This is a genomic window from Pseudomonas sp. GW823-FHT06E10 (assembly GCF_058794995.1).
The window spans coordinates 1-14640 of record NZ_JBXAHJ010000019.1; the positions used below are offsets into that span (position 1 = coordinate 1).

The 14640-nt window shown below is 61.3% G+C and carries 14 protein-coding genes; 6 read left to right on the forward strand and 8 right to left on the reverse strand.

Features of this window, described 5'->3' with window-relative positions:
• Nucleotides 1-82 precede the first annotated feature (82 nt).
• The 5 genes from AC1Q6Y_RS24715 to AC1Q6Y_RS24735 all read right to left on the reverse strand — a co-directional run bounded on the left by AC1Q6Y_RS24715 (nt 83) and on the right by AC1Q6Y_RS24735 (nt 3451).
• Nucleotides 83-835 carry a bestrophin-like domain gene (locus tag AC1Q6Y_RS24715; RefSeq protein WP_223473825.1) on the reverse strand — a complete coding sequence of 251 codons (753 nt, stop codon included), beginning with the start codon at nt 833-835 and terminating at the stop codon, nt 83-85.
• A gap of 48 nt (nt 836-883) precedes the next feature.
• On the reverse strand, nt 884-1312 hold the full coding sequence (locus AC1Q6Y_RS24720; protein ID WP_090454675.1) for a hypothetical protein: 429 nt from the start codon (nt 1310-1312) through the stop codon (nt 884-886).
• A 138-nt stretch (nt 1313-1450) separates the two neighbouring features.
• Nucleotides 1451-1864: a VOC family protein gene (locus AC1Q6Y_RS24725; RefSeq protein ID WP_218498357.1), complete on the reverse strand. Its 414-nt coding sequence runs from the start codon at nt 1862-1864 to the stop codon at nt 1451-1453.
• Between the two features lie 89 nt (nt 1865-1953).
• Nucleotides 1954-2613 carry a TetR/AcrR family transcriptional regulator gene (locus AC1Q6Y_RS24730; RefSeq protein ID WP_057715520.1) on the reverse strand — a complete coding sequence of 220 codons (660 nt, stop codon included), beginning with the start codon at nt 2611-2613 and terminating at the stop codon, nt 1954-1956.
• A complete protein-coding gene (locus AC1Q6Y_RS24735) occupies nt 2600-3451 on the reverse strand; it encodes a 3-hydroxybutyryl-CoA dehydrogenase (protein ID WP_057715519.1) in 852 nt (283 codons plus the stop codon). Before AC1Q6Y_RS24735 ends, AC1Q6Y_RS24730 begins: the two co-directional genes overlap by 14 nt.
• A gap of 163 nt (nt 3452-3614) precedes the next feature.
• On the opposite strand from AC1Q6Y_RS24735, the gene AC1Q6Y_RS24740 reads away from it, so the two are divergent.
• Nucleotides 3615-4667, forward strand: coding sequence for an AraC family transcriptional regulator (locus AC1Q6Y_RS24740; protein ID WP_492588011.1), 1053 nt, complete (start codon nt 3615-3617; stop codon nt 4665-4667).
• Nucleotides 4668-4794: 127 nt separating this feature from the next.
• Here the strand turns inward: AC1Q6Y_RS24740 and AC1Q6Y_RS24745 are convergent, their stop codons facing one another.
• Entirely contained in the window at nt 4795-5517 is a 723-nt protein-coding gene (locus AC1Q6Y_RS24745) for a pirin family protein (protein WP_057715517.1), read from the reverse strand.
• 329 nt (nt 5518-5846) lie between these two features.
• On the opposite strand from AC1Q6Y_RS24745, the gene AC1Q6Y_RS24750 reads away from it, so the two are divergent.
• Both AC1Q6Y_RS24750 and AC1Q6Y_RS24755 read left to right on the forward strand, forming a co-directional pair.
• Entirely contained in the window at nt 5847-6797 is a 951-nt protein-coding gene (locus AC1Q6Y_RS24750; protein ID WP_150814713.1) for a GlxA family transcriptional regulator, read from the forward strand.
• A 151-nt stretch (nt 6798-6948) separates the two neighbouring features.
• On the forward strand, nt 6949-8433 hold the full coding sequence (locus AC1Q6Y_RS24755) for an ATP-binding protein (protein ID WP_492625358.1): 1485 nt from the start codon (nt 6949-6951) through the stop codon (nt 8431-8433).
• Here the strand turns inward: AC1Q6Y_RS24755 and AC1Q6Y_RS24760 are convergent.
• Nucleotides 8398-11202, reverse strand: coding sequence for an ATP-binding protein (locus tag AC1Q6Y_RS24760; RefSeq protein WP_492625359.1), 2805 nt, complete (start codon nt 11200-11202; stop codon nt 8398-8400). The genes AC1Q6Y_RS24755 and AC1Q6Y_RS24760 overlap by 36 nt on opposite strands.
• Nucleotides 11203-11569: 367 nt before the next feature.
• Here AC1Q6Y_RS24760 and AC1Q6Y_RS24765 point away from each other — a divergent pair, with 367 nt between their 5' ends.
• A complete protein-coding gene (locus AC1Q6Y_RS24765; RefSeq protein ID WP_492625360.1) occupies nt 11570-12136 on the forward strand; it encodes a flavodoxin family protein in 567 nt (188 codons plus the stop codon).
• 43 nt (nt 12137-12179) lie between these two features.
• Nucleotides 12180-13004 carry an alpha/beta fold hydrolase gene (locus tag AC1Q6Y_RS24770; protein WP_150814709.1) on the forward strand — a complete coding sequence of 275 codons (825 nt, stop codon included), beginning with the start codon at nt 12180-12182 and terminating at the stop codon, nt 13002-13004.
• A gap of 36 nt (nt 13005-13040) precedes the next feature.
• Here the strand turns inward: AC1Q6Y_RS24770 and AC1Q6Y_RS24775 are convergent, their stop codons facing one another.
• Entirely contained in the window at nt 13041-13502 is a 462-nt protein-coding gene (locus AC1Q6Y_RS24775; RefSeq protein ID WP_492625361.1) for a helix-turn-helix domain-containing protein, read from the reverse strand.
• Nucleotides 13503-13662: 160 nt separating this feature from the next.
• Here AC1Q6Y_RS24775 and AC1Q6Y_RS24780 point away from each other — a divergent pair, with 160 nt between their 5' ends.
• Entirely contained in the window at nt 13663-14580 is a 918-nt protein-coding gene (locus AC1Q6Y_RS24780) for a LysR family transcriptional regulator (protein WP_057715510.1), read from the forward strand.
• Nucleotides 14581-14640 lie beyond the last annotated feature (60 nt).

Consider the following 14640-nt stretch of genomic DNA (forward strand, 5'->3'; position numbering starts at 1 on the left):
TAGGTCATCGTCAAGATTAAATTCCGAAACCCCTATCTGCGTATGCAGGTAGGGGTTTTGTTTTTGTCCGCGGGAAATGAAATTACTGCCCCAACCGCTCCAGCGTGTGCTCCAGGGGATCCAGCGACACACAGATAAAACCATCAAGCGGTCGATTGAGTTCCTCTACCAGCAAGATGGTTGCCCCCGTCGACAGGGCACACATCAGCAATACGGCGACAATGGTGCCGTTGCAGGGTGCAAACAGGCCGAACGAACCGAAGATAATCCCCAGCCACGTCACCAGGATCACCAGCATCACCGGTGGAATCGATTGATTGGCCTGCAGCAGGGTCAGCCAGCGGGCGGCAAACACGGTGTCCATGTCTTGCAATGCCTTGGCTTTGAGCGCGCGCTGATCATCGTTGCCGGGCGTCAGTGACTCGACCTGGCGTTGCAGGCCTTCGGAGCGACGGATCACTTCTGGGCTATCGAGTTTTTCAATCTGACGGTGATCGCGGGTCGCGAGCACCTGGGTGACTTCGGCGTAGTTGTGCTTGAGCTCGGTGCGGATGCCCTGGGTGTCGGGGCCGTAGCGGGCCAGCAAGCGGTCGAATTGAACCACTTTCGCCGCTGCGCCCTCCAGTTCGGCATTGGCCGTATCGAAGGTGCCTTTGGCAGAGGAAACGAGCAGGCCGAGGACCAGCGCCGACATCGTTGCAATGAGGCCGGTGGCCAGCTTCACCACCGCCACGGAGTCATCGCTCAGATGATGGCTCGGTAATCGCTCCCTCACGTACGAGCCCATCAGTGCGCTGGCGGACAGGCAGGCGAAAACGATGAGGGCGATCACCACGTCATTCAAATTCAACCTCCGTTGACGCTGTCCCCCAAGGGGAGATATCTACTGGTACTTGATCACGATACCTTTGAGCTTGCGTCCCTCGATGGTCCTCACATCGCGTGCCCACAGCGGCCCGCTGGCATAGGCACCCACCGCTTGAATGTGGTCATAGACGACCACCACGGCGTCGCCACCGAGTTTGGCGGACTCTTCCCGCAGCTTCTGTTCGACTTCGGTAATCGGCGGGGCAGGGTCGATGCTGGCGTCGATCAACACTTCACCCAGGCGCACATGTGGGCGCAGAGGCTCCGAGCGCAGCACGACAACCTGGTCCGGCGATGTCGGTGCCGGATGTTCTACACCGACATAGGCGGTGGTCTGTGCATCGACAGTGGCGCAACCATTGAGGGTCAGCAGGCTGGCGATCATTCCACCGGCCAGTAGCAAGAGCTTGCAACGGGTGGGCCAGGACGCGTCGTGGGCCGGCATAGTGGGTATCCTCCTCAGGTTCGCTGCTATCCGTATGGCTAGTTGACGGTAGCAGACAGGCCGGGAGTTGCCAGAAAGCCCAACCTTTTCAGGTCGGGCTTTTTTGTGCCTTCAATACTCTCGATCGACCAAGGCCTTTCACTGATCCTTTTCGCAATTGACCATCCACGACACACCAAAACGGTCGACCAGCATGCCGAAGCGTGCTGCCCAGAACGTGGTCTCCAGTGGCATTTGCACAGCGCCACCGTCCGCCAGCGCATTGAAGACCCGCTCGGCCTCGGCAATGCTGTCGACGTTGAGTGAAATCGAACAGGCGCTCATTTTATCCACGGGACGATCTGGAGTGGTGTCCGACCCCATGATCGCCTGGTCGCCCACGATCAGGCGGGTATGGATGATCAGGTTGTGCAGATCCGTGGGGACATGCTCACCGGCAGGCGTTTCGCCGAAGGTCATCATGGCTTCGATCTGGCCTTGCAGGCACTGCGCGTAGAACGTGAAGGCAGCTTTGCAGTCGCCGTTGAAGATAAGGTAGGGATTGATTTTCATGGTCGGCTCCAGGTGCTCGAGTACATACATCGGTTTGGACGCCGGTTTTTTCGGCGAATTCCGATTGTGTCGAGCCGACAAGCAAAGCGCTAAATCTTCGTCGAAGCTTGTGTTTCTTTAGATGTTTTTTCAATAGGACGCGCCAGGCTTATTGCCTCCGGCACACGCCGTGGCGCAAGCACACGTTCGATGGCGCCGCTGACCATGCTCTCGAGCAGCTCCTCACGTTCCTGCTCGTCCAGCACATGGGGTGTCAGCCAGCTGGGAGCACTGTTGAGCAGGGCGCCAATGGCATGCCCGGCGGCCAGCAGGCCTTGCTCGCTGAAGCGGGACTTGGCGCCCAGCATCCTCAGCAACGTGCGTTCGTATTGCTCGCGCAATTGCCGGACCCGATCCTGTTGCTCTTCGTTCAGGCAACCGCTGTCGCGCTCCACCAGGCGGAAATGCCAGGGCATCTCCCGATGCAGGTTCAGATGGGCGCGGATCAGACTGTTGAGTTTGTCGCGCTTGCCTGGGGCCTTTTGCTGGATACGTCCCAGGGTGGCCAGCAGCTCCTCGTAGAACTCCTCGATCAGGTCGAGCAGCAGATGCTGTTTGCTGGGGTAATGGTGATACAGCGAGCCTGGGGAGAGCCCCAGGCACGTCGCGAGCTCACGCATGCCGACCTGGCCGAACCCCTTGCAGGCAAACAGCTCCAGGACCTTGTCCCGGTACTCGGCAAAGCGCGAGCAACGCTCAGGCATAGGCATGGAAGCCGCGCCCCGTTTTACGTCCCAGGTAACCGGCGGCGACCATTTCCTTGAGCAACGGCGCCGGGCGATATTTGCTGTCGTTGAAACCGTCATAGAAGGCTTCGAGGATCGACAACAGGGTGTCCAGGCCAATCAGGTCCGCCAGGGCCAACGGGCCGATAGGCTGGTTGCAGCCCAGGCGCATACCGGCGTCGATGTCTTCGGCGCTGGCCAGGCCTTCCTGGAACACCAGGATCGCTTCGTTGATCATCGGTACCAGGATCCGGTTGACCACGAATCCCGGGCGATTACCGGCAGTGATCGCGGTTTTGCCGAGGGTGGTCGCCATGTCCAGCGCCAGTTGGTGGGTCGCGTCACTGGTTTGCAGGCCACGGATGACTTCGATCAGGCCCATCACCGGCACCGGGTTGAAGAAATGCAGGCCGATGAAGCGCTCAGGCTGGCTGACACTGGCGGCGAGTTGGGTGATCGACAGCGACGAGGTATTGGAGGCAATGACGCATTCGCTGCTGACTTGCGCGGCAATCTGTTGCAGCACGCGCAGTTTCAGGTCGAGATTTTCCGTCGCAGCTTCAATGACCAGCTGCGCATTTTGCAGGCTGCTGTAGTCGGTGCTGGTGCGGATTTTGTCGAGAGCGGCCTGTTTCTGCTCCGGCGTCAGGGTTTCCTTGGCGATCTGCCGGTCCAGGTTTTTGCCGACCGTTGCGACGGCTTTTTGCAAAGCGCTTTCGGAAATGTCGAGCAAGGTCACGTTGAAACCGGCCATGGCGCAGACTTGTGCGATGCCGTTGCCCATGGTGCCCGCACCGATCACCCCGATGTTTTGCAGATTCATCTTCCCATCCTTCGATCAAACCCTGCGATACCTTGGCCGCGATTGCGGCCGAAGGCGTACTATTGCCGCGAGTCTAGAGCCGGCAGGGCGGTTGTCCTATGCCAAAACTGTTCAACGGCACTGATGTTTTTTGCCATTCGGGTGATGAGAGAGAAGCGAACCAATGCGGGAAAAGGACTCGGTTGCCGCCTATTTCGTGCAGGCAATGATCCATGGGCTGCGCGATGATCCGCAGCGCGTGACGGCCGTGCTCGAACAGGCGGGCATTGATCCGGCGGTCATGCACCAACCCACGGCGCGGGTGCCGGCCAATGCGTTTGCGGCGTTGTGGCTGATCCAGATCCGCGAGCTCGACGATGAGTTTTTCGGGCTCGATTCCCATGGCATGCCGCCGGGCAGTTTCGCCCTGATTTGCCGTGCCTTGATTCAGGAGCCCGATCTGCACAAGGCCATGCGTCAATGCCTGGCCAACTTCGGCTTGTTCCTGCGCGACTTTCGCGGCTCTCTGGCCGTGCGTGGCAAGCGTGCGGTCATCAGCCTCGACACCCGTTCGACGGACAACGATGCCAGCCGGTTTGGTGAAGAAACTTTCCTGGTGTTGATGATCAGTCTGCTGTGCTGGCTGGGCGGGCGGCGCATTCCCATTGACCGTGCGGACTTCCGCCATTCGCGCCTGTCGCTGGGTGACGACCGCCTGCTGTGGGGCCCCAACCTGACCTTCGGTGCCGAGCGCACCGAAATCGAATTTGCCAGCCACTACTTGCGCCTGCCCGTGGTTCAGGACCTGGCGTCGCTGAAAGTGTTTCTGCGTACCGCACCGCAATGGCTGGTGATCCGCTTCCGCAACCAGCATGGCCTGGCATCCCAGGTTCATCAGCGCTTGCGCGGCAGTCATTACAGTCAGTGGCCGACGTTGCAGGCCTTTGCCCTGGAACAGCACCTGAGCCCCAGCACCTTCCGCCGCAAACTGGAGCGTGAAGGCTGTTCCTACCAAGAGATCAAGGACGAAGTCCGCCGTGGCGTGGCCTTTGAGCAATTGCGTCAGAGCGACGCGAGCATCAGCGATATCGCTGAACAACTGGGTTTCCAGGAACCCAGCGCCTTCCATCGGGCGTTCAAGAAGTGGACCGGGGAAAGCCCCGGGCGCTATCGGGCCCGTTATCAGGGGGAGCAGGGCGCAGAGATCGCTACCCTTGAAGCTTCCTGCGATCCCTGAACCATCAACGATCCACCCGCAGGACGAGCAGATTTACACAAACTGTGGGAGCGAGCCTGCTCGCGAAAGCGATAGGTCATTCAACAATGATGTTGTCTGGCACTCCGCCTTCGCGAGCAGGGTTTCGTCATGGCATTTCCGGCAGTTCCTGTGGCCGCAGATCGAAGACCAATACTTCAGCATCCACGCCATTGCTCAAGGTCAGCACCTGTTCTTCGCGAACCCGCACACCGTCGCCTTCCTGCAACAACACACCGTTGAGTTCAACGCTGCCCCGGGCCACATGCACATAGGCGTAGCGGTTGGCGGCGAGCTCCAGGGTGGCGCTTTCCTTGCCGTCGATCAGGCCGGCATACACCCGTGCATCCTGACGCACCTTCAGCGAACCCTTGGCGCCGTCCGGCGAGATGATCAGTTGCAGGCGCCCGCGTTTCTTCTGGGGGCTGAAATGCTCTTGCTGATAGCGCGGTTTGGCGCCGCTGACGTCGGGCACGATCCAGATTTGCAGAAAGTGCACCGGCCGGGTTCCGGAGTGGTTGAATTCACTGTGGGCCACACCGCTGCCTGCGCTCATCAGTTGCACGTCGCCGGGGCGGATCACGGAACCTGTGCCCAGGGTGTCCTTGTGTTCCAGGGCACCTTCAAGCACATAGGAGAAAATCTCCATGTCGCGGTGCGGGTGCTGGCCGAAGCCTTTGCCGGCGGCGACGCGGTCGTCGTTGATCACCAACAGGTCGGAAAAACCCTGCTCTTTCGGGTTGCGATAGCTGGCGAAGGAAAAGGTATGGAACGACTTCAACCAGCCGTGATTGGCCAGGCCACGATCCGAGGCTTTGCGAAGAGTCAGCATGATGAAATCTCCTTTGGGGACGTGAATTCGTCCGAGTGAGGAGAAGGTTAATGGTTACTGGTTGATTCAATAAGTAGGTTGAAATTGAAATACTGTCTCGTTCAGGTTGACAGTATTCGGGCACGAATCAGTTATTCTTTTCCGATGTCTGGCCTGTGTTTGTCCATAATGCACAGTACCGAAACCTGTGGGAGCGAGCTTGCTCGCGATAGCAATTTTCCAGTCACCTCATCTGTCGAATGTGATACTGCCATCGCGAGCAAGCTCGCTCCCACAAAGGGCTAGCGCTCGACAAACCGACCTTATTTGATCCCAGTGAATTCCAATCCATGAAAACCGTGGCAATGGTGCTGTTTCCCGACTTTCTCCTGCTCGACATGGCCGGGCCCATGGAAGTGTTTTCCATCGCCAATCGTTATCTGAAACCCGAAGATCACTATGTGCTGACGACCATCGGCACCGAGCCCGGCGCACTGCGGGCGTCCAACGGGGTGAGCGTGCACGCCGACCGGCACATCGATCAGGCCTGCGAGGGGTTTGATTTGCTGCTGGTGCCCGGTGGTCCCGGTGCCTACAACGAAAAGCATCCGCCATTGCTCGACTGGCTCAGGCACAACGTCAGCCGGTCCGCCGGTTATGGCTCGATCTGCACCGGGGCGTTCGTGTTGGGGCATGCGGGTTTGCTCGACGGCTATCGCGTCACCACCCACTGGCACTACACCGAGCGGCTGATCAAGGGCTTTCCGAAGGCGACCGTCGAGACCGATCAGATCTTCGTTCAGGACCGCAACCTGATCACTTCCGGTGGCGTCACCGCCGGGATCGACCTGGCGTTGTCGGTGGTCGCCCAGGACCATGGCAAAAAAGTCGCCCAGGACGTGGCCAAGGTGTTGCTGGTGGTGATGAAGCGCCAGGGCGGGCAGGCGCAGTTCAGCCCGTTGATGGCGGCGGTGGCCCCTCACGAAACGGCGATTACCCGGGTGCAGAACCATGTGCTTGAACATCTCGATGAAACCTACAGCATCGAGTCCATGGCCGGGCTGGCCAACATGAGCCCGCGTCATTTCGCCAGGGTGTTTGCCCGGGATGTGAACATGACGCCAATGGAGTTTCTGCAAAGCGCGCGTATCGATTGCGCCAGGAACCTGCTGGAAACCACCGAGTTGCCACTCAAGACCGTGGCCTTCAAAAGCGGCTTCGGCAGCGTGCGGCACATGCGTTTTCTGTTCAGTGAAAAGCTCGGCCTGACCCCGACCCAATACCGCGAGCAGTTCAGCTAGCGCGTATGTCCGTCGTGCGCACCGCAATGGCCGTGACGCTCCCCCCGCGGCAGTTGTACCGTCACCGAGGCCTGCCAAGATACCGCTGAACTCATTGCAAGGACGGTGCGGAGCCTGGGCTGGAAGCCAGGCTTGCAGCGAGTGACAGCTCATGAACAGTCTCAGAGATATAAACAGCGAAGCGGTGCTGCAATTCGGGCCCTACGCTTTCCACCTCAGTCAGCGACTGGTGCTGGAGGGCGATCGACCGCTGCGCCTGGGCGGCCGCGCCCTTGACGTGTTGCAGGTGCTGGTCGAGCACGCAGGCTCGGTCGTCAGCAAGGAGGAGTTGATTGCGCAGGTCTGGCCGCGCTCCGTGGTCGAAGAGATCAACCTGCGGGTACACATTGCCGCCTTGCGCCGAGCCCTGGGCGACGGCCAGAACGGCCAGTGCTACATCGTCAACATTCCCCAGCGCGGTTACAGCTTTGTCGCCCCGGTACAGCATTCGCCGCAGCCCGTCTCGTTCCCGAGCGAGACCGTAAAAAAGCCCCTGCACAACTTGCCGGCGCGGCTCACGCCAATCACCGGGCGCGATGCGGTTGTCGGCAGCCTGGTGCGGCAGTTGCCGGTGCGCCGATTCATGACCCTGGTCGGGCCTTGCGGGATCGGCAAGACCACCGTGGCGCTGCGCGTGGCCGAACTGTTGTTGCAGCACTATCGGCACGGCGTGTGGCTGGTGGACCTGGCGGCGATCGATGACCCGGCGCAAGTGACCGACCACGTCACACGAACCCTTGGGCTGGAGGTCGGCACCACGCTGGAGGCGCTGGCGCAGCGGCATGCCTTGTTGGTTCTGGACAACTGCGAACACCTGCTCGAACGCTGCCAGACGTTGATCGAAACACTGCTGGCTTCGCTGCCTCGTCTGTCGATCCTCGCCACCAGCCGCGAGCCGCTCCAGGCGGCGGGCGAAACCGTATTGCGTCTGCCACCGCTGGCGGTGCCGCCGGTGTCAGCGTTGCGCAGTGTTGACGAGGTCATGGGCTATTCGGCGGTGCAGTTATTCGTCAGCCGTGCCCGGGCTCGTCAGCAAGGGTTCACCCTGCGCGAACAAGACCTCAAGACTGTACGGGAAATCTGCCGGCGCCTCGACGGCCTGCCGCTGGCGATTGAATTGGCGGCGGCGCAAATCGATGCGCTGGCGCTGGTGGGGTTGCAAGCGCAACTCGATAACTGTTTTCAATTGCTGTCCCAAGGCCGCCGTACGGCCGTGCCCCGGCACCAGACGCTCAAGGCGGCGCTGGACTGGAGCTACGAACGTTTGACAGCCGCGGAGCAAACCGTGTTGCAGCGCCTGGCGGTGTTCAAAATGGCCTTCACCCGGGACGCAGCGATCGGCGTGATCTGCTGCGACAGGCTGCCCGCCGCCGACCTGGTCAAGGTGATGGAAAGCCTGGCCCTCAAGTCGCTACTGACCCTGGAGCAGGGGAGGGAAGTGGCCCGTTACCGCTTCCTCAACACCACCCGCACCTATGCGCTGGAAAAACTCGAGCTCAGTGGTGATTTGCGCGCCCTTGAAATGCGTTATGCCGGTTACGTCAGTCAAGCGCGCTGGCCTTCAGGCGGGCAGGTGGCATTGCAGCTCGTCGAGTAGCCGGCGAACGGTCATCAAGTCTGGCGTGGCGAAACCTTCGGTGTAGCGCTGGTAGATCGGCGCCAGCAATTGATGCGCCCGTTGGGGATCGCCCTGACGCTGCCACAACTGCGCCAGTGAGGTGGCGCTACGCAGCTCCCAGGCCAGGGCACCCTGGGCCTTTGCCACGTTGAGTGCCTTGAGCAGCATGGTTTCGGCCGTCGCGGTCTGGAGCGGGCAATCGGTTGCCAGCAACGTCCTGGCCCTGGCCCGCAGTATCTCTGCCGTGCTCCAGTCCGAAACACCGCTTTGCGCACGTTCGAGCAAATCATCGTCGACACAGGTTGAATCCAGCGTGACCATGATGTCCTTGATCAAACCGACGCTTTGTCGGCCGATTGGCTGAACATCGGTACCGCCGATCACCCGCGCATAGTGTTGCGCCCAGTCATGGAACAGCAGGACCGAGTGTTTCCGCGCTTGTTGCAGCAGCAGGCGCAGGAGTTCGCGGGCGCTGCGGGTATCGCCGTTGTAGTGGGCGATCAGGCAGCCGGCGAGCGCCAGGGTGTAGCAGATCGACGTCCCGTGGTTGATCTGCAATGCGATGTCCAGCGCTTGGCGGGCAGTGCGCCAGGCCTGTTCCGGCTGGCCTTGCAGCCAGAGGATGCGCGCGTGGAGGGTCAGCGCCGCCACACTCTGGTCGTATTGCACGCCAAAGCCATGGGTGAAACGGTTGAGATGACCGCTGTGGGCCATGCGTTGCAGCACTTGTTCGGCATGCTCCCCAGCCTGATGCTGGTTGCCGGAGAAGTGCAGGGCGAGCACCCGCAATCGATGCATGCTCAGGGACATCAGGGCGTCGTCATGCAGCCCCAGGTGATCGAATTGCCGACTCTGTTCCAGGGCCATCTGGTATTGGCCGCAGCTGAGATTGACCGCCAGGTGCCCGGAAATCGCCCGCAACTGACCGGCCACATCGTTGAGTTGGCTGGCCAGGGCTCTGGCGCTGACGAAGGCGCCAACGGTTTCGCTGCTACCTCCTTGAACGTGATAACAGGCACTGCCCAAAGCCAGCTTGAGGGCCATCTGCAAGCGCGGGCAAGGCTCGGCAGACTGCTCGAGCAAGGCCAGCGCCTTGCGCACATAACCGCCGTGTTCCTTGAGCAGTGACAACTCCTGCCACAGCGGCGTGGACGTCGCGGCCAGGCGTATCGCCAGTGCCTGCGGCCCTTGCCCGTGCAAACCCCAATCGAGGGCTGCACGGATGTCCTCCAGGGCCCGGCCATAGCGTTCGAGCCACAAGCCGGTGGACGTTTTCTCCCAGTCGTCCTGCGCCTGTTGCATCGTTGCCAGGCAACGCTCGGCATGCCGCTCCCGCGTCCCGGGCAGGTCGGTGGTTTGCGCAAGTTTTTCCAGGGCATAGCTGCGGGTGGTATCGAGCAGGCGGTAGTAAACATCCTCGTCGCCCACCTCCACGTTCAACAGGGATTTGGCGACCAATTGGGTGATCGAGCCGAACACCTCGCGGGGTTCGATGTGTTCGCCGACAATCACCGCCGCTGCCGACTCCAGGGTGAAACCGCCGCGAAACACACTCAGTCGGCGAAAGCAGGTCTTTTCGCAGGCGCTGAGTAGCTCGAAGCTCCAGTCCAGTGTCGCGCGCAGGGTCTGATGGCGTGCCAGGGGCGTCTGGCAGGGCTGGGTCAACACCCGGAAATTGCTTTGCAACTGCGTCAACAAGCCGGGCAATCCGAAGTTGCCCACTTGCGCCGCCGCCAGTTCGATGGCCAGTGGAATGCCGTCCAGTCGGTGGCAGATGTCGATCAACAGCGGCAGTTCATTGTCCGTCAGTTCAAAGCTGTCATGGCTGGCCATGGCCCGCTCGACAAACAGTTGCAGGGCGGAAAAGGTCATGGCCTGGGCGCGGTCGAGGACGGCGATGGGCGGCGGGCAGTCGAGTGATTCCAGGCGCTGGACGAATTCGCCTTCGGCCCGCAGGCTCTCGCGGCTGGTGGCGAGAATATGCACGTGCGGCGCACTGCGCAGAATGGTTTCGCAGAGATGGGCGATGGCGTCGACCAGGTGCTCGCAGTTGTCGATGACCAACAGCATTTGCCTGTCGCGCAGACAGTCGGCAAGACCGCTCAGGGGGGCGTCGTTGTGCAGGGCCAGTTCGAGCAACGTCGCCAGATGACCGTCGATCATCAGCGGGCAGTTGATCGGGGCCAGGTCCAGCAGGCGAATGCCGTCCCGGTAGCGACCGATCATTTGTTCGGCGACCCGCAAGGCCACGGTGGTCTTGCCGATGCCGCCGGGACCGACGAGGGTGATGAAGCGCTGGCGTGGCAGTTGCACCACCAGATTGTCGACCAGGGTCTGCCGGCCGATCATTCGCGTGCGGCGCACCGGCAGGTTATGCCGGCTCGGTGCGCAAGCCTCGGGCGCTGGCGGTTGCTCGGCCTGCTCCAGTGAGTGCGGGGCGACGAAGCTGTACCCGCGCTGGGCCACGGTGACGATGTAGCGCTGGCCGGCCTGACCGTCGCCGAGCGCCTTGCGCAACGCGGCCATGTGCACCCGCAGGTTGATGTCTTCGACCACGCTGTTGGGCCAGACCCGGGCGATCAGTTGCTGCTTGCTGACCACGTTGCCGGCGTGCTCAAGCAGGATCAACAGGATGTCCATGGCGCGCCGCCCCAGGCGCAAAGGCTGGTCGGCCTCCATCACCAGGCGTTGTCCGGGGTAGACCCGGTAGGGGCCGAAATGCACAGCCTGTTCGGGGGAAAGGGTCAACGAGTCGCTCCTGCTGCATCCGTCTGGTACGCGGTTTTCGAGCATATTCCTCAGGTTTTTTACGGAGCGCAATGCGTCGCTTGGGTGACTGAAGGGGCAGGCATTGACTCTAGCGTATCGGCCAGCGGCTGTCGGCCCCGTGATCGTTGGGCGCGACAGATGGACAGCGTTTGCCGGGGCTTTTTGCGCGCCAGGGAAAATTAACAACGTTTAACTCGTCCTGCGTCCGGTCTGCGCCCAAAACTCTCTTCCCTGTAGGAGCGAGCTTGCTCGCGATGGTGTGTCAGCCACATGGGTGTCGACTGATACTCCATCGCGAGCAAGCTCGCTCCTACAAGGGATTTCAACCCATCTCAAGGACAAACCAATGAGCAACGTGGTGGTGGTCTATCACAGTGGCTACGGGCACACCCGGGTCATGGCCGAAGCCGTGGCCGGTGGCGTGGAACGGCACCTTGGCAGCACCTGCCAGTTGATCCCGGTCGAAGAGGTAGACGAGCACTGGGAGCGGCTGCACTACGCCGACGCCATCATTTTCGGCGCGCCGACCTACATGGGCAGCGCCTCGGCGGCCTTCAAGGCGTTCATGGAGGCCACGGCGGCGTTCTACCTGACCCAGCCCTGGCGCGACAAACTCGCGGCGGGCTTCACCAATTCCGGCAGCCTGTGCGGCGACAAGCTCAACACCTTGCTGCAAATGACGGTGTTCGCCTCCCAGCACTCGATGATCTGGGTCGGCCTCGACCTGCTGCCGGCACGCTCCAGCACCGGCGCGTTCAACGGCCAACTCAATCGCCTGGGCAGCTCACTGGGCGCCATGGCCCAGTCGAATGTCGAGCAATCCCCCGACGATGCCCCTCCGCCCGAGGATCGCTGCACCGCCGCGCACCTGGGCGAGCGGGTGGCGCGTCTGGCCGATCGCCTGCGCCACTGACCCGTTTGATTCACCCCCAACCCTCGTTAAGGAGGCATCACCAATGAGCACTTTCACTACCCGCGATGGCGTCGAGATTTACTACAAGGACTGGGGCACCGGTCAGCCGATTGTCTTCAGTCACGGCTGGCCACTGAACGCCGACAGCTGGGAGTCGCAGATGATCTTCCTGGCCTCCAAGGGCTATCGGGTCATCGCCCACGACCGTCGCGGTCATGGGCGTTCCAGCCAGCCGTGGTCGGGCAATGACATGGACCATTACGCCGACGATCTGGCGCAGTTGATCGAGCTGCTCGACCTGCAAAACGCCGTGCTGTTCGGCTTCTCCACCGGCGGTGGCGAGGTGGCGCGTTACATCGGTCGCCACGGCACCGGCCGCGTGGCCAAGGCCGGGCTGATTTCCGCGGTGCCACCGCTGATGCTCAAGACCGAAGCCAACCCCGGCGGCCTGCCGCTGGAAGTGTTCGACGGCATCCGCCAGGCCTCGCTGGTCGATCGCTCGCAGCTGTACATCGACCTCGCCAGCGGCCCGTTCTTCGGCTTCAACAAGCCTGACGCGAAACCGTCCCAGGGCATGATCGACTGGTTCTGGATGCAGGGCATGATGGCCGGCCACAAGAACGCCTATGACTGCATCAAGGCGTTCTCGGAAACCGACTTCACCGAAGACCTGCAGAAGTTCGACGTGCCGACGCTGGTGGTGCATGGCGACGCGGATCAGGTCGTGCCGTATGAAGCGGCGGGCGTCTCCTGCGCCAAACTGGTAAAGGGCTCGACCCTGAAGATTTACCCGGGCGCCCCTCACGGTTTGACGGACACCCATAAGGATCAGCTCAACGCTGACCTGTTGGCGTTCTTGAAAGGTTAAAAAGCCGGATCAAGGGATCGCAGGTTTCGCCAGCGCCTACACGGTAACGTGCATACCCGTAGGCGCTGCCGAAGGCTGCGATCTTTTGCCATTGTGGACGATGCCGCGGACAAACTGACAGCGCCAGGCAAACGGATTGATGCCTTCGCTGCGGGTGAAGATGTGGCAGAAGTGCGCCTGATCGCAGAAGCCGCATTCGAGGCTGATCTGCGTGAGGCTGAGGTTGGTGTGCTGGATCAATTGCTTGGCCAGGGCAATGCGCTGCTGGCGAATCCAGTCCTGTGGCGAGAGGCCGGTGCTGCACTTGAACGCGCGGGAGAAGTGACTGCGCGACAGGGCGCAGGCCTGCGCCAGTTCGGTGACTTCCAGGCTGTCGCCCAAGCGTTCGAGGATCAGTTGTTTGACCAGCTTTTCGCGCTGCGGGCTGAGGCCGCCGGTGCTTTTCTTTGGCACCGGCGTGAATGACGCGGGGGCGGCATTTTGCTGAACGTGAGCCATGGCGAATGTCCGTGTCGGTAGGCTTCATTCTTGGACCCGAAGGCTCTGGCTTACGAGTTAATCGTTGTTAATTTCTCGCTCACCGCGGGAAGTCTTGGGTAAAGTCAGACACAATTCTCATCCTCGCGCCCGGCCGAACACACATAAGGAACCCGTGCCTATGAACCGTAACGATCTGCGTCGCGTCGACATGAACCTGCTGGTGATTTTCGAGGCCCTGATGTTCGAAAAGAACCTGACCCGAGTCGCGGAAAAACTGTTCATGGGCCAACCGGCGGTGAGCGCCGCGCTGGGGCGTTTGCGCGATCTGTTCGACGATCCGTTGCTGCTGCGCAACGGACGCGGCATGGAACCGACGGCGCGCGCATTGGCGATTCTCAAGGAATTGCAGCCAGCGATGGACACCATCTCCGGTGCGGTCAGCCGGGCCAAGGAATTCGATCCTGCGACCAGTTGCGATGTGTTTCGCATCGGGTTGTCGGACGATGCCGAGTTCGGTTTGTTTCCACCGTTGCTGCGTCAGTTGCAAGAGGAAGCACCGGGCATCGTCGTGGTTGTGCGGCGAGCCAATTACCTGTTGATGCCAGCGCTGTTGGCGTCGGGGGAAATTTCGGTGGGCGTGAGCTACACCACGGATCTGCCGGCCAATGCCAAGCGCAAGAAGCTGCGCGATATCCCCTGCAAAGTGCTGCGCGGCGACACCCGGCCGGGGACGCTGACCCTGGATGAGTACTGCGAGCGGCCCCATGCGATGGTGTCTTTTTCCGGCGACCTGAGTGGCAACATCGACCTGGATCTGGCGAAGGTCGGGCGTAGTCGTCGTGTGGTGCTGGGGGTGCCGCAGTTCAGTGGGTTGCGGGCGTTGCTCGCCGGGACCGAGATGATTGCCACTGTGCCGGATTATGCGGCGTGTGCGTTGGTCGAGGGCTGTGGCTTGCGCGCTGAGGATCCGCCGTTCGAGATTGAGGCGGCGCAGTTGTCGATGGCCTGGAGCGGGGTGCATGACAATGATCCGGCGGAGCGGTGGTTGCGGTCGCGGATCGGTCAGTTCATGTCTGTGGCTTTGGATGTTTCATAGGTGTTGACCTTGGCGGCCTCTGGGCCGACCAGGTTCTTGGTTGATTGAGTACATATCCGT

Bases quoted from the DNA above. Each gene is read 5' to 3' on its own strand.
- AC1Q6Y_RS24720 (WP_090454675.1), bottom strand. From the start codon at position 1,312: ATGCCGGCCCACGACGCGTCCTGGCCCACCCGTTGCAAGCTCTTGCTA.
- AC1Q6Y_RS24725 (WP_218498357.1), bottom strand. From the start codon at position 1,864: ATGAAAATCAATCCCTACCTTATCTTCAACGGCGACTGCAAAGCTGCC.
- AC1Q6Y_RS24730 (WP_057715520.1), bottom strand. From the start codon at position 2,613: ATGCCTATGCCTGAGCGTTGCTCGCGCTTTGCCGAGTACCGGGACAAG.
- AC1Q6Y_RS24735 (WP_057715519.1), bottom strand. From the start codon at position 3,451: ATGAATCTGCAAAACATCGGGGTGATCGGTGCGGGCACCATGGGCAAC.
- AC1Q6Y_RS24740 (WP_492588011.1), top strand. From the start codon at position 3,615: ATGCGGGAAAAGGACTCGGTTGCCGCCTATTTCGTGCAGGCAATGATC.
- AC1Q6Y_RS24745 (WP_057715517.1), bottom strand. From the start codon at position 5,517: ATGCTGACTCTTCGCAAAGCCTCGGATCGTGGCCTGGCCAATCACGGC.
- AC1Q6Y_RS24750 (WP_150814713.1), top strand. From the start codon at position 5,847: ATGAAAACCGTGGCAATGGTGCTGTTTCCCGACTTTCTCCTGCTCGAC.
- AC1Q6Y_RS24755 (WP_492625358.1), top strand. From the start codon at position 6,949: ATGAACAGTCTCAGAGATATAAACAGCGAAGCGGTGCTGCAATTCGGG.
- AC1Q6Y_RS24765 (WP_492625360.1), top strand. From the start codon at position 11,570: ATGAGCAACGTGGTGGTGGTCTATCACAGTGGCTACGGGCACACCCGG.
- AC1Q6Y_RS24770 (WP_150814709.1), top strand. From the start codon at position 12,180: ATGAGCACTTTCACTACCCGCGATGGCGTCGAGATTTACTACAAGGAC.
- AC1Q6Y_RS24775 (WP_492625361.1), bottom strand. From the start codon at position 13,502: ATGGCTCACGTTCAGCAAAATGCCGCCCCCGCGTCATTCACGCCGGTG.
- AC1Q6Y_RS24780 (WP_057715510.1), top strand. From the start codon at position 13,663: ATGAACCGTAACGATCTGCGTCGCGTCGACATGAACCTGCTGGTGATT.